This is a genomic window from Prevotella sp. Sow4_E9_plate (assembly GCF_052116205.1).
Taxonomy (GTDB): domain Bacteria; phylum Bacteroidota; class Bacteroidia; order Bacteroidales; family Bacteroidaceae; genus Prevotella.
Genome location: NZ_JBQKLN010000013.1, coordinates 1 through 15,608 on the forward strand (window position 1 = coordinate 1; position 15,608 = coordinate 15,608).

6 protein-coding genes are annotated in these 15,608 nt (G+C 44.2%); 1 reads left to right on the forward strand and 5 read right to left on the reverse strand.

Annotated elements, in window-relative coordinates; genetic code table 11:
* Nucleotides 1-1,482: 1,482 nt before the first annotated feature.
* Nucleotides 1,483-2,232 carry a Bax inhibitor-1/YccA family protein gene (locus ACTQ53_RS06880; RefSeq protein ID WP_153121954.1) on the forward strand — a complete coding sequence of 250 codons (750 nt, stop codon included), beginning with the start codon at nt 1,483-1,485 and terminating at the stop codon, nt 2,230-2,232.
* A 246-nt stretch (nt 2,233-2,478) separates the two neighbouring features.
* Here the strand turns inward: ACTQ53_RS06880 and ACTQ53_RS06885 are convergent, their stop codons facing one another.
* The 5 genes from ACTQ53_RS06885 to ACTQ53_RS06905 form a co-directional block, all read right to left on the reverse strand.
* On the reverse strand, nt 2,479-6,039 hold the full coding sequence (locus tag ACTQ53_RS06885) for a GH92 family glycosyl hydrolase (RefSeq protein WP_441932547.1): 3,561 nt from the start codon (nt 6,037-6,039) through the stop codon (nt 2,479-2,481).
* 29 nt (nt 6,040-6,068) lie between these two features.
* Nucleotides 6,069-8,783 (reverse strand): GH92 family glycosyl hydrolase, encoded by a 2,715-nt coding sequence (locus tag ACTQ53_RS06890; protein ID WP_441932548.1) that lies wholly within the window; start codon nt 8,781-8,783, stop codon nt 6,069-6,071.
* 103 nt (nt 8,784-8,886) lie between these two features.
* Complete coding sequence (locus tag ACTQ53_RS06895; RefSeq protein ID WP_294970979.1) at nt 8,887-10,506, reverse strand: RagB/SusD family nutrient uptake outer membrane protein; 1,620 nt, start codon at nt 10,504-10,506, stop codon at nt 8,887-8,889.
* Between the two features lie 24 nt (nt 10,507-10,530).
* On the reverse strand, nt 10,531-13,890 hold the full coding sequence (locus tag ACTQ53_RS06900; protein WP_441932549.1) for a SusC/RagA family TonB-linked outer membrane protein: 3,360 nt from the start codon (nt 13,888-13,890) through the stop codon (nt 10,531-10,533).
* Between the two features lie 101 nt (nt 13,891-13,991).
* Nucleotides 13,992-15,341: a glycoside hydrolase family 28 protein gene (locus ACTQ53_RS06905; RefSeq protein WP_441932550.1), complete on the reverse strand. Its 1,350-nt coding sequence runs from the start codon at nt 15,339-15,341 to the stop codon at nt 13,992-13,994.
* Between the last annotated feature and the right edge of the window lie 267 nt (nt 15,342-15,608).

Consider the following 15,608-nt stretch of genomic DNA (forward strand, 5'->3'; position numbering starts at 1 on the left):
CGGTCGACGCCCATCAAAAGCAAGCTTTCGATGTCGTTTCCCCTCGACTTGCATGTGTTAAGCCTGTAGCTAGCGTTCATCCTGAGCCAGGATCAAACTCTCCATTGTAAAATATCATTTTTACGTCTTGCCTCATTGCTGAAGCAATCGGTGTTTGTTGTCTGTACTTAGGACGAATATCCTTTTCGTTTATTGAAGCTTAGTAAACCTGACTTGTCAATTGCTTGACGGTTCATTTCTTTTACCCAGTCAACTTCCTTATTTCTAAGAAGTTAACCGCTTCTTGTACTACTTGTCTGTTTATGTAAAATCTTTCAAAGAACTCTTTCTTTAATTGCTAAGAGAAAGTGTATTTCTCAAAAGCGAGTGCAAAAGTACTAACTATTTTCCATTCCACCAAATCTTTTCCGAAAAAAGTTTGTTTTTTAGTCTCATTTTAACACTTATAAAGACTTTAATAACTCAAATTCTAAAAGACACATTATAATATTTGTGCGTGTACTGGCACAGGCACACAGGTGTGCATACATACGCACAAATTAAATTAGGTTCTGAACGAGGGGGCGGATAGTGCAGAATATAGTACTTACAAACCTAATATTGACCTCAGAACATCAGGCATCAACGTAGGTCTTGCAGTAGACCTCGAGTGGAAGCATGGTATTACATTCAATGTAGATTTGTAAGAAAAAGACAACAAAGGATACCCTTCAAAAAACTGAAAAGATAGGATACACTGAAGGAACTGAAGGATGAAATTAAAAAATCATTTTTATATGCATCGTAGAGCAAAAAGACGCAATTGTATGATTATCAAGTAATTACAATATATTTGACCATATGTTAAAATGCTGTTTTTGATATGATATTATTATGTTTGAAAACTGCCTTCAGTTCCTTCAGTCCAAAAATCTATCCAAACTGTTTACTTTTTATCAGAATTTACACATTCTGTGATACCCATCCTTCAGAACCTTCAGTTTTCACGATTCTCTCCTTCAAAAATACTGCATTTTTGGGGGTTCAAATATTTTTACCACACTCCAGCTGGGAAATATGAAGCAGAGAACAGGATTTATCTTACTGAGATATTTTTCTATCTTACAGAGATATTTTTTTATTTCACAGAGATAAATTTCTATCTTACAGAGATATAGGACTGCAGATAATCCATTATCTCCTATAAGGGAGAATCAACGTCAACCAGGCAGAGATTGCAGAATATAGCAACGTTCCAAAGGACAGTAACGATAGTTAGCTTCAACCATATGACAACTGACATGAAGTCAGTTGTCACCGTCAGTACCGTAGAAAGAGGTTTCATCCGAGTGAAGGGATGGTAAACTGTAAAAAGACAGTCGCAATAACGTAATATTACGGAATAAATGTTAATAAAGCGCAGAGATAATTGCTAGTTTCAATAATTGGCATTATCTTTGCGCTTAGTTCTTTAAGATTACAAACAAATAAGTAAGATAAATTATGACAGAAAAAGAAATGTACAATCTGATAAATAATCAGAACAATCAGCAGAGCAATGGCTTTGCATTCAACGAACGAGAGCGCGGATTGAGCGGTGCCTTCCCTGTATTGATGCGCAAGGTTTACACCTGGATGACATTGGCTCTCCTGATAACCGGTGTCACCGCCTTTGGTGTTGCTGCCAGTCCTACCCTCTTCATGAGTCTTCATAAGATGATGTGGGGATTGATTATCGCAGAGCTGGTTCTGGTCTTCGCCTTGAGCGGTGCCATCAACCGCCTGTCATTGGGTACAGCCACATTGATGTTCATCGGCTACTCGGTACTGAACGGTGCGATGCTCTCATCCATCTTCTACGTCTACAGTCCGATGGTCATCGCAAAGGTATTCTTCATCACAGCGGGAACCTTTGGCGTAACGGCTTTCTACGGTTATACCACCAAGAAGGACCTGACCTCTATCGGCAAGATCCTCTTCATGGCTCTGATTGGCTTGATTATCGCGACCGTAGTCAACATGTTCCTGAAGAGTCCAGGATTTGATTACATCCTGAGTTATGTGGGTGTGGCAGTCTTTACGGGTCTGACAGCCTGGGACAGCCAGAAGATCAAGCAGATGCTCCAGACACAATACGACGTAAGTGAAGGAGCCCAGAAGCTCGCCTTGCTCGGTGCATTGACCCTGTATCTCGACTTCATCAACCTCTTCCTCTATCTGCTCCGCATCTTCGGAGGAAGCAACAAGGATTAAGTTTTAAAAATCATATAAAAAAAGAAAGTTGGCTGGCCCATCAACGGGTTAACCAACTTTATTTTTTTTAGAAAAAGCAAATGATAAAGTCTATACTGTTTTATCATATTCGTGATGCAAAGTTATCGAAAATATCGTAAAGCTCCAAATTTTTCGGCAAAAAAATAGTTTCATTCCTATCAAATAGGTGTTTCATTGGGGGGAATGAAACTTTTTTATATAGGAATGAAACTATTATTTTAACATTTATTTCATGGCTTTCATCTCGAAGAGCAGTTCACCACCCTGCAAGATTTGCTGATGGGAAATGCGATAATCACTCCAAGGATTTCCATTCAAGGTGGTAGACTGGATGAGATAATCATCTGCCTTCCTACGTTGAGCCGACAGAACAAATCGCTTGCCGTTCTCCAGATTCAACGTCACCTTATCAAAGCTTGGCGTTCCGATATAATACTCTGGCGTACCTGGACAAACCGGATAGAAACCGATGGAAGAGAAAACATACCAAGCCGACATCTGGCCCGCATCATCATTGCCCGACAATCCACCCGGCGTATCATTATACTCGGTATTCAGGATATGATGAACACGCTCCTGAGTCTTCTCCGGTGCACCAGCCGCATCATAGAGATAAGGTATCTGATGACATGGTTCGTTGCCATGCCAATACCATCCCTTGTCAAACATATCATCCAGACGGGTAACCACAGGATCATCGCCCTTAGCCGACTTGCTGTTGCGGATTACCTCAAACAGTCCTTCCGGATTCTGTGGCACATACCAGGTATAATGACAGGTAGCACCCTCGGTGATATAGCTCTTGCGATGAACCAGATCACGATTGTTTTCCCACTTACCTTTCTCTGTCCTGCCGTCAGCCCAACCCGTAGAAGGATTGATGACATTGCGCCAGTTTTCAGAACGGCGCATCAACAGCTGATAATCTTCCTGATACTTCTGACGTTGAGAAATATTCTGACAAGAATCCATCAAAGCCTTCGCCATCTGAGCCACGGCGAAATCATCATAGGCATACTCCAAAGTGCGGGATGTCTGTTCGTTGGTATGGAAAGCATCTGCCACCGGATTCTCCAGAGGAATATATCCGTTCTCAATATACGAGGTAATGGCACGTCGACCCTTGCCGTCTTTATAATCCCTGATGTAATAAGGAGTGGAGAAGGCATTCTGTCGCATGCCGTCGTATGCCTTCTTTGCATCAAAGTTACGAATGCCCTTCACATAGGCATCAGCAAGAGCAGCACTCGCATGATCGCCAATCATCGCTGCCGTATAACTGTTCCAACATGGGAAGATAGGCATCCAGCCACCCTCCCGATACATCTGGACCAGTGACTGCATCATCTCGCCAGAGAGCTTCGGAGTGATGAGACTATAGAGCGGCAACTCTGCACGATATATATCCCACATCGAGAAATCGCCATACTTCTTCAGGGCATTATATGGAGAATAGTTTCCATAAATAGAATAATCAACCTGAGTACCGGTAGAGAACTCCGGATAATCACCATTCACATCACTGATTTCATGAGGCAGGAATGAAGAACGGTAAAGGGCACCATAGAACTGGTTCACCTTGGACTGATTCTTACTCTCAACATCAATGGTATGGAAACGCTCGCACCAGAACTCAGCAGCAAACTGCATCATACTGTTAAAGTCCAAGCCTCCGAACATATAGTTCTCGCCATTGAGATTTCCCAGTGCATTCTCACGGGAAGTGAAGGAAGAAGCCGACAGCCACTCCATCGACTTGCCTGCCTTGCCACGGAAGGTGAGCCAGGCACCAATACGCGCTTTGTCCTGCATCTTCAATCCCCTACTTATTCTGTTATCACCGTCAAAGACACCGTAATCCACAAGCTCATCTTCATCGTATGCCAGAACGAAATGACCGCTGAAGCCAGCCGGCTCTCCCCATCCCTGATAAATGCGGTGAACAGGATTATAGCCATATACCACATGGTTGACGGTATCAATCTCTATATACCCCTGTCCCTCGTCACTGTTCGGATTGATGACCAGATGCACCAGCTCATCCTTGTCGGGCGTGACACGGAGGATGGAAGTATGACTCAATGCCGTGAGCTCTGCCTTGAGATGTTCCTGCTTGAGGTGAACAGCATAGTAATGAGGATGGGATATTTCATCATCATGACTGAATGGCGTGGCACGCTGCTCTGGCTGAAGACGCAGGTTACCACCCAATGCAGCTACGGTAAAGGAACCGTAATCCTGCGTACAGCCTCCCACTATCCAATGGCTGTTGCGGAAACCCTGCAAGTGGGTATCCTTATAATAATAAGGTGCAATACATTTCTGTTCGGTATCCTGTGTCTGCGGCGTCCAGAAGTTCTGTCCGTTCGGAACGAGGACAGCCGGAAGGGTTTGTCCATGTTCCTCGCTACCCTTGCCAAACATGCCGGCAGTCTGGGTATTCGCCGGTGCTGTACCCACCATCGTATTGAGGGCATTGAGCTGGCGGATATGTTCCAGATTGTGGATGCGTTCGTGCATCATCTGCTTCCATGTATTCCAGGAATAATAACAAGTACCGTATTCTACCTGAGCAAGACCACTGAGTTGGATATCCCGCTCATTGAGCATGAACTTGAAAAGGACCGAATCCTGAGCATTCTTATAAAATACCATCTGCAGGTTGGCAGCCATCGGAACCACACGGTCCATCCTGTCTACCCCATTACCCAAGACCACCTTTTCCTCATCCTCTCTGGCACTCTGCGGAAGAGAAGCCGTATCGAAAAGGAACGACAGAAGACGGTAAAGAGCCGTATCGTGACCAAAGCGAAGGGTCGCGGAAGAACGGGGAGAACGCAATGCTGCATCAGCCTCAGCCTCGATATTCTGCCAGAGCGAGATGGCACAGCGTGCCGGAATCGACTCGTTGGTCGGGTCGTTGCCATTATTGATGGTCATGCGACGGTTGTTGGCATCATAGATAGCCCGGAACTCCTCATCCGTAAACAGCGCATTCAATCCATCTTCTATATCCTGCGGATAAGTAGGGAAATTCAAGCCTACATCCTGAATGGAAGAGGCTACCGTATGCATCTCGGTCATCAGCTTCAAGGGTTCATCTACTTGAGAGACATCCTTAAATAACTGAAGAAGGAAACGGCGAGGTGATACATGTGCCTGCACATGCGTACGATTCTCCAAAGCTTTTATTTTAGGAGAGACATACGCTATCCAAGCCATATCGGCAGAATCGGTCTTGACATCAAGATTCAAACCCGGCTGAAGGGTATGCAACTCCGAAGTAAAAGCCTGCATACTCCTGGCGCAACGATCCACCACGCTGGAGCGGGCCTTCACCGCATTGCCTGCAGCAAAAATCTGTGGATAACGCTCAAACATACGATGAGCGATGCCCTGATGCTGAAGAGCACCCAACTTGCTCAGTTTTCCACCATTACCCTTGGCATTCTCCCATACACGCTGCAGCATTCCCTTCACCTGCAGACCCAGCGGAGTGAGATTACTCTCATCTTCAAAATGCTTGCAGATCCAGACATACCGGTCATCCTTCGGCATCCAACGGGAACCATGGCGACCATAATGACTGATATAAAAAGGTGCGTATCCCTGAGGAACACTCGGAGAATCAGACAGCACATAGGTAGCCGTACCAAAAGTTCCTGTCTTGGCAGAAGGTCCTTCCGGGTAAGCATAATAGACGCCACCCATCTGCTGGCGGGTCTGAGCTTGCATGGATAGCACGCAAGCCAAAGAGATATATAATAATGTTACTTTTCTGTTCATATAATATATGAAACGGAGAATACTCCCATTTATTGTTTTTCCAACCTCCAATCAATACCTAAAGGATTTCCTTCCATACGCAGCACCCAAGGGAGATTTCCGGTGGTGGCTATCTGCATCACGGTATCATCCTGTTCTGCCTTCACGGTGACGCTCTCTGCATCTTGCGAAACCTTACGCCATACGATCCCATTATAAACGAATGAGCCTGTACCCAGAAGTTGCTGCAGGGCTTTCCGGGAGATAAACAGGAAGGTGCCATCCCGCATTCCATGATTGGAGCATTGGTTGCAAACATACAGGTTCTTTCCTTTCTGCGGACTATCCCAACAGAATCCGTCAGCCTCAGCCACAAGTTGACGAGGGATGAGATAGACCGACTGATTACATTTCAGCACAAGGGTATCAGGGATACTCACGGAATCTACACCCACTTCCCATTGACGATATTGACGATTAAGAATGAAGTGAGATATAAACTGCACAGGAATAGTTTTCCCGTATTTATCCACAAGTTGTTCACAAAGTGTGAATTTCTCTTTCTCCTTTATATTCAACGGTTTGAAAGCTTTATCAACAACCTTTTCCACAGCAGAAGAATGAGGGAACACCAGTTTTCCACCATTTATCAACACATCGTGAGTTATGAACATCTGCTTCCATTGCTCTCCTTCTCTCACCACCTTCAAGTCCTTTCCATTAGACAGATGGATGGTGTATTCCGGAACCATCGGTGAACCTACGATATAGAGATTCTGTCCTGCAATAGGATAGAAACCCAGCATATTGAAAATAAGCCAGGACGACATCGCTCCCCCATCATCATTACCCGGCAAACCACCAGGAGAATCATCATAGTTATCGTTCACAATCTGATGGATTCGCTGAACGCTCAAGTCAGGGCGCCCCACCCAATGATACAGGTAAGGAGTCATGAAGCTCGGTTCATTCGCCACATTGAAATGACCATTGGCGAAGAAGGTATCGAGTCGTTTGATGAAAGCATCCTTGCCACCACAAGCCTCAATCAGTCCCGGCACATCGTGCGGAATACTGAGACTATACTCTGCCGACAAAGCCTCGTAGAAGAAGGTTGACCACCATGGAAGATACCAGGGCGCCACCTTGGTATCCGGATGATAAGGAATCACAGGATGATAGACCTTCGACTTGCCCCAAGGCACAGAGTCGAGCCATCTGCCATCCGCATCTCTCGGCATGATAAATCCCTTCATCCCCTGCCATTCATAATCAGAGCGCCAGAGGTTGCGCCAGTTATGCGAACGCTTCATATACTTATCGTAGAGTTCCGGATAACCCAGTCCTTTTGCCACCTGGGCAATACACCAGTCATCATAGCTATACTCCACGGTACGATTGCCGGCACGGTCTATTCCATACGGAATATAGCCCAGCGTATTATATTCCATCAATCCACCTCTACCATGCTTTTCCTCAGGCACACTGCCCACAAAGCCATCATCATCCGTTGGCGGCACTTCGGCATCCTTGATCATCGCCTTCAGCGCCAGTTCATAATCGATACCCTTCATTCCTTTGGCAAAGGCATCAGCTATGACAATATCCGCATTACTGCCACCCTGCGTTCTACCGTTCCAGTTGCCACTTCTGGCATCAGGCATATAACCGTCATGCTTGTAGATATTGAGCAGGGAATTGACCATATCACGCTGCTGCGGTTCCTCTATCAGCGTAAGCAAAGGCATGGAAGTACGGTAAGTATCCCAGATGGCATAGTAATCATCATAATAAGGCGTAGCGGAGAAATGAGGGTTTTCACCCGACTTATCCACAGGCATCAGCATCGTATGATAAAGAGCTGTATAAAACATCCGCTTCTGCTTTTCGGTTCCTGCGATTTCTATCTTTCCCAACTTTCCGTTCCAGGTTTTCCGCACATTCTTCAACTGGGCATCGAAGCCGCAGGCAGGGATATTCTTCCTTGCCTGGGCAATACTGATATGCGAAATACCAATCTTCAGATTGACGGTACTTTTCGAGAAGGCAACATCCAATCTTGTCTTTGATTCCTTCACCTTATTATATAGAGGCGCTTCGCCATTAGCTAAAGGGACATCGCTATTAGATAAAGGCGTATCGCTCTGCAAATAGAAATAAACGGTATAAGGGCCTCCATTGTTCCAGCCACCCCTTACAGTACTCCATCCTGAGACGGCATATTTCCCATCACAAGTAACATACGAATCCACATACTGCTGAGTTTCGCGCTTATCTGGAATCGTATCTATACCCAGGAAGGTAGCCACATCTATCTGGAGTTTTCCCTTCTGTTTTCTGCCATAATCCAATCGATAGAAGGCACAACGTTCTGAGGCGGTAATCTCCGTCCGGATTCCATTCTCAAAAGTACAGGCATAATATCCCAGGGCTATCTTCTCATCCACCCGTTTCTGGATGATTTCCCCTGCATCCAAGAAAGGCTGAATCAGGATATTGCCATACTTCTGTCCACCTCCCGTTCCACTGACATGCATCTGCGAGAATCCTTTGAGAGGCTCAGGCATCGGCGCCCATCCCGCATTCGGCATAGACACGGCATCCGGTCCCGGCTTCGCCATACCGTATGGCATGCAAGGTCCGGGGAAAGTTCTACCCAATCCCTCACTTCCGATACGTGGATCAACGTATCGGGAAAAATCTTGCGCTATCAATGAGGATAGCCCAAGGACGCAATATAATGCTAAGGCCAAGATTCGCTTCATTTTTTATTTCTGAATTTGCGGTAAAAGAGTGCGTTACTGTAATAATAAAGGGAGAGCAGCAGACTGCCACCCTCCCTTATTGCTATCTAAATCACATGATTTATCAATATCCAGGATTCTGCTCCCAACCATTCAAATTGATTGTGTTTTGTGGCACTGGGAAGATGCGATGACGCTTGTCAAAGCTTGCATCCGGGAAGTCCTTGTAATGAGGGAAGAACTCATCCTCATAATGACCGAAACGAATCATATCATTACGACGCCAGTTCTCATCAAAGAATTCACGACCACGCTCATCATAGATTTCCTGCAAGGTAGGTTCGTTAGCTATCGTTGGAGCACCTGCGTATGAACGAATCTGGTTGAAGAGAGCTTTTGCACCACTACTACCCTGACGAGTAAGAGCCTCAGCCTTCATAAGGAGAACATCGGCATAACGGAAAATCGGCAGGTCATTAGACTGGTTACGACCATTATTATAGTCGGCTGGAGTAGTAAACCATTTGATGGAGTGACAACCCTGCTGATAAGCATTTGCGTCATTGCCAACTTCAATGGTGTTATCTTTCTTAGCAAGAGTGATGTTTTCCGTAAAATGTACCTGGTTGCCTTTATACATAAAAGGTTCAGTTGTAGGACGTAAAGTCTTTGGGTCACGAACATAGACATCACCACGAAGAATGCTGAGATTACGAATATCCCCATCCAGAGAGAACAATTTGGCAAACTCAGGAGTGACTACCATGTTACCACCAAACGACTGAGTAAACTTATCTGTTGAACCATAGACATTTGGCAACAAATTTTTCATATCCTTGAATGTACGAGGCCGAGCATACTGCATACCCTGACGATTGATGGCATCATATGGTATTGCGTATATGAAGTCTTCCACCTTCCAGCTATTGTCGTATGAGAACTTATGAAGATAGTCAACAGAACCCAAATTGAACTTACCACTATTGATAATATCATCGCAAGCAGCAATACAAGCATCCAACTTTGGATTTGCAGCAGTTGCTGCATCATATTGGTCAACCGACTCCGCCGTATAAACAGGCCAGTTGATATATAGCTTGGCAAGAAGAGCCTCTGCCATCCATTTAGTAGGCTTGCCGTATGTATTTTCAGTAACATCATCCGTCAATGCAGGGATAATGTCATTAAGCTCACTCTCAATCCACTCCGCAACTTCCTTACGTGGAGAACGAGGTACCACAGAACCTTCAGCCTGAACTTTATCCAAAATAGGCGTATCACCATAATTATCCATCAAAATCCAGGTATAATAAGCACGTATGGCACGAGCAGGCGCTTTCATCTGGGCAGAAGCTCCACTACCCAATTCCTCCAAGATGGTATTCGCCTTTGTAATACCAGCCGTCACATCATCATACCAACCGATAGAGGCATCATTAGGAGAACTACAATGTAGTGCTTGGTGAGCATAGGTACCACTGTCATAATAACCGCCAGCAAAAGCGAGTGAAGTAAACTCATCGGAAGCCAAGCATTGCGCCTCCATATAACGGCGACCCAATGTTCCTGCAAGATGGTAATATACATCCGCCATTTTTGCCTCCACAACAATCATAGGATCAACTCCTGAGTTTTGACTAGGATCCTCAGTATATTGCGAGTTTGGACTCATGTCCAAATCCGTACAGCCGGTAAGTGTCATAGCTAACAATCCAGCTGAAATAAACAATCTATTTAGTTTCATATTCTGTAATCTGATTAAATGTTATTACTTAACAGTCACAATAGCGATACGGTTAGCATGATTGGTATCCGCACCCTTGGCGATAATACGAGTCACATTCACGCCCTTATTCTGTAGATACTTAGCTACTGCATCTGCACGTTTCTGAGACAACTGCTGATTTACAGAAGACTTGCCTTCAGGAGAAGCGTATGCTACAATCTCGACATTAGAGCCACTCTTGATGCCATCAAGTTCTGAAGTATTACCAATCTCTGCAGAATTTACAGGGAATGTCACAACGTATGTGCTCTGTACGAATGTTGTCTTTCCTGGAACCTCCTTAACCACTTCCTTGATTACTGGTACTTCCTTGATTACCTCTCGGTCGATATACTGTGGCGTAGCCTTTTTCTTCTTGCTTCCACCGAAATTAATCTTAACACCCACCATGAAGGTACGTGTATGTGGATAACGGCTCCAACGATAATCGATACCCGGATCAATGCCACCCATATTCACCTCAGGATCAAGTCCCTTATAGTTAGTGATCGTAAAGAGGTTATTGGCTGTGCCATAAAGAGTCAAATCCTGAATCCAGTCATTAAAGCAATTACGGAATGTATAACTCAAAGAGAGCGTCTGAAGACGAACATAAGATCCTTTCTCTATATAACGGTCCGAAGGAAGTGAGCTTGAAGCATCGCCAACAGGATTAGAAAGGAATTCTTTCAATACGTTCTTACCATCTGAGAACATTTGAGCAGCCGTATAGTGAGCGCGAGCACTATTATAAACGTCATTACCGAACACACCTGTGATAAATGCGTTCAGACTCCAGTTCTTATAAGTAAGCGTATTATTCCAACCTGCATTGAGCTTAGGTTGCGCACAACCAGTTATAGAACGGTCTTTCAAACTTGGATTATTGGTAGTTTCGCCTGTACGATTACCATTTTCATCAAGAACGTAGTACTCTGAGCGTCCATTTACAATTCCTGCATACTGATACGTATAGAATGTACCAATAGGTTCGCCCTCCATAATTCTCTGTGTCCAACCATCAGCAGAAACACCAGCTACCATTGGGTCACCCTGGGTGAGATTAGTAGTATGGAATGTCTCATTCTGCATCTTATCGACAGTATTCTTGTTATGAGAGAGGTTGAGGGTAGTACTCCACATGAAATTCTTGGTACGAACAGGCACCGCATTCAATGTGAACTCAATACCCTTATTGGTCATCTCACCCACATTGGCATCCATCCAACCATATATGTACTGAGTTGTAGAAACAGGATAGCTCCAAATCAAGTCCTTGGTCTTCTTATGATAAACTTCTACAGTACCATTCAGACGTCCCTTCAAGAATGCGAAGTCGAGACCAATGTTCAACATACCTGTTGACTCCCACTTCAAATCAGGGTTTGCATTCTTGGTTGCACCGTATGTGCGATAAGTCTTACCATCATATACGAATGTACCAGAAGCACCATACGTATTATAAGAAGAATACACATCGAAGCCCATGGCATTACCAGAAATACCATATCCCGCACGAAGTTTCAAGTTATCGAAGATATGCTGGTTCTGCATAAACTTCTCCTCAGTGATATTCCAGGCAGCAGATACAGAAGGGAAAGTTCCCCAACGATTGTTCTTGCCGAATACAGAAGAGCCATCTCGACGAATGGTTGCCTGAAGCATATAACGACTGTCAAAAGAGTAGTTCACACGACCGTAGAAAGAGATATTACGTACCTTCTCCAAATAGCCGCTCTGAACGGAGTTCTGAACACCCAAGATGGTTTGTGCGTATGACATATTATACCATCCAAGATCATCATTATAGTAACCTTCAACACTGAGACCGAATCCATCGTTATTCTTCTTTTCTTCCCAAGAATAACCACCCATCAAGCCCCACTTGCTCTTTCCGACCTTGAAATCGTAGTTGAGATAAGTCTCAAAAGTCTGTTCACGACCAAAATAAGTATTACGGGTAGCCTGACCATTCTTGTTGCCAATACCCTCCAACTGAGAGTTACGGGTATTATAGGCACTATAAGTACTTTGATAATTACTCCAAGAATAGTTGACACTCCAAACGAATCCCTTCCAAAGTTCGAGGGCGGTCTTACCAACAAACTGGTTACGTTTCCATACAGTCTCAGACTTATTTTCCTCCATCAATGCAAGAGGGTTATAGTTCTTGGAACCAGAGCCTACTGTCCATATTCCATCCGCATTTTTGATGGCATTTGTAGGAGAATAGTAGTTCATGGCATCAAGCACAGATGCACCCTCATTGCCAGATGGTACGCCAAAGTGTTTGCCATACATCATATTCGCACCAAGAGAAACAGTAAGGTGGTCTTTCAATGTCTTGGTTGACACAAGAGAACGGACATTGAAACGGTCAAAGCCTGTCATCTTGATGACACCCTCACGCTTTCTGAGATCGGCACTAATCATATAATTAGTAGAACCATTTCCACCACTAATGTTTACATTATGATTATGACTGATACCAGTACGAAGCACCTCGTCTTGCCAATCCGTATTGGCGCCACCATCCTTGAGAGTTATATTGTTGTCCTTTGCATACTGACGCAAATCATCAGCTGTACACACATCATATTTCTTCAGAATATTATCAAAAGCCACATAGCCATTGTAAGAGACATTGGTTTTCTCCTCAGCACCCTTCTTGGTAGTAATGATGATTACACCATTGGCAGCCTTGGAACCATAGATGGCCGTAGCTGTAGCGTCTCGAAGAACGTCAATGGACTCGATATCTTCTGGAGACACAATAGAAATATCAACTCCAGGAATTCCATCCACTACATAGTAAGGTGACATGGCACCTGTACGGAGAGTAGAAGCACCACGAAGTGTAATGGTAGGAGAACCGTTAGGATCGGCAGTAGAAGAAACCACCAAACCCGGAACCTTTCCCTGAAGCATCTGACCTGGGTCTGTGAACACACCTTGGTTCAAATCTTCAGCCTTCACGGTAGTAATTGAAGAGGTAACATCCTTACGGCGCATCGTACCATAACCTACCACAACCACCTCGTTGAGGGCAGTGTTATCTTCATCCAACACAATCTGACTATTGCCACTTGCCTTAATGGTCTTTGACGTAAATCCAATGTAAGAGAGCTTCAACTTTGCTCCCGGCTTCACATTCAAGGTATAGTTACCATTTATATCGGTAACCGCACCATTGTTAGTACCTACCTCCATGACGCTTACGCCTATGAGAGGTTCGCCATTGGCATCTTTTACGGTACCGCTGACCTTACTTTGTGCAAATGTGAGTGTACTCACCAGCAGAAGGGCGGAAGAAAGCAATACTCTTTTCATGATTCTTCCATTTGTCTTTTGTACTATTTGCATAACTTATTAGATTTTGTTATAAATAATCGGATGCAAAGGTAGTACTACCTTATTACACCTGTTTAAGATTTTAGTTTCAATTCTATTAAAAGATTGTTTTTCTAGTCTTCTATACCGAAAGTTTTTCCTCCATAGTTTACTTTCGGTCCAACCTGAACTCGCAGATCATCAATCTCTACATCCCTGGCATTCTCCACATAGACTCCATATACCTTATTATATATAAAGCCCTCGCCACGACATGGACGCTTGTCATACACGCCGCCATCATAGCCTGTCAGTTTCTTCAAGTTGAGATGTACATTGTTGAGATAGATATTGTTTACCTTATCCGGAGTATCTCCGCCGATAAAGCATCCGTTTTCTGAAGTGGCATAAATATGATTGAAGTAGATATGACTCACCTCGCCACATCTTCCTACCGTCTGACCTTTAGGGAATCGCCAGTTGGCATCCTTGTGATTTCCATTGGCACGAGGGTAAGAAGTAACGTAAATAGATTCTGCCTTGCCCCACCATACATCGCTCCACAGCTGGCAATCCAGAATGATGTTAGAGAAAACCACATTGCTCACGGTTCCCTCGTCACGGTTCTGAATACCGAGACCACGGTTGCTACCTTTGATCACGCAATTGTCGATAACCACATTATAGATGGAATCCATATTCTCACTGCCAATCTTCACTGTACAGCTGCGGCTCTCCATCACACAATTCGTTACAACGATATCGTGGCAAGAACCATATTCTTCAAACTCACGGCGGTTTTTCAGGCAGATAGCATCATCGCCACTGGTAATATGACAGTTGGCAATGCGCACATTCTTGCTATGATCAATATCAATGCCATCACCATTACGGATCTTGAGATTGTTGAGCAGATTGATTCCATCAATCACTGCCCCATCGCAACCGATGAGATGCACCGTCCAGTAAGCACCTTCCCGAATGGTAATATCACGGATATTGAGATTCCTGACTCCCATCAGGGTAAGCACATGCGGACGGGGATCGAAAGTGGTGACCGGCTTGAGCTCATAACTATCAAAAAGTTCAGCCCCCATAAACTTGATACCATTGCCATGAATCGTACCATGCCCAGAGAACGAAAGATTCTCCACATCCTTCGCCCATATCCACATCATACCCTCCCCCTCGTTCTTGCCGAAGGCGCTGAGATGATAGATACTCTCATCGGGGTTGGCTTTCCAGACGGAATTGGTTTCAAGAACGATGTTCACGTTTGATTTCAACTGTACGGGTCCTGAAAGAAAAACATGATTGGCGGAAAAGACCACATCTCCCCCTCCGGCATTCGTACAGGCATCCACAGCTTTCTGAATGGCGATTGCGTCATCACTGATTCCGTTACCTCGAGCACCGAAATCCATCACATTGAAACTACGACCATAGAGAATACAGGGTATGGCCAACAGAATCAATAAGTTCATAGTTATTTTATTTACCATAGGCTTAAAGATTAGTTGCTGCAAAAATAAACAAAAAAATTAAGAACTGCAAGTTTTAAGCAAGAAAAATGCAAAATATCTCAAAAATACGTTTTATTCCCTCCTCCTCAAAACCGTAAAATGCATAACATGCATATTTATTCTGCATATTTCATGCATAAATACAATAACAAACAACAAATTATCGTTAATTATGCAAATTTTATTCATATATTCTTGGCGTTTTCATATATTTATTGTAATTTTGCA

Coding starts and splice junctions, on each gene's coding strand:
- ACTQ53_RS06880 (WP_153121954.1), top strand. CDS start 1,483: ATGACAGAAAAAGAAATGTACAATCTGATAAATAATCAGAACAATCAG.
- ACTQ53_RS06885 (WP_441932547.1), bottom strand. CDS start 6,039: ATGAACAGAAAAGTAACATTATTATATATCTCTTTGGCTTGCGTGCTA.
- ACTQ53_RS06890 (WP_441932548.1), bottom strand. CDS start 8,783: ATGAAGCGAATCTTGGCCTTAGCATTATATTGCGTCCTTGGGCTATCC.
- ACTQ53_RS06895 (WP_294970979.1), bottom strand. CDS start 10,506: ATGAAACTAAATAGATTGTTTATTTCAGCTGGATTGTTAGCTATGACA.
- ACTQ53_RS06900 (WP_441932549.1), bottom strand. CDS start 13,890: ATGCAAATAGTACAAAAGACAAATGGAAGAATCATGAAAAGAGTATTG.
- ACTQ53_RS06905 (WP_441932550.1), bottom strand. CDS start 15,341: ATGAACTTATTGATTCTGTTGGCCATACCCTGTATTCTCTATGGTCGT.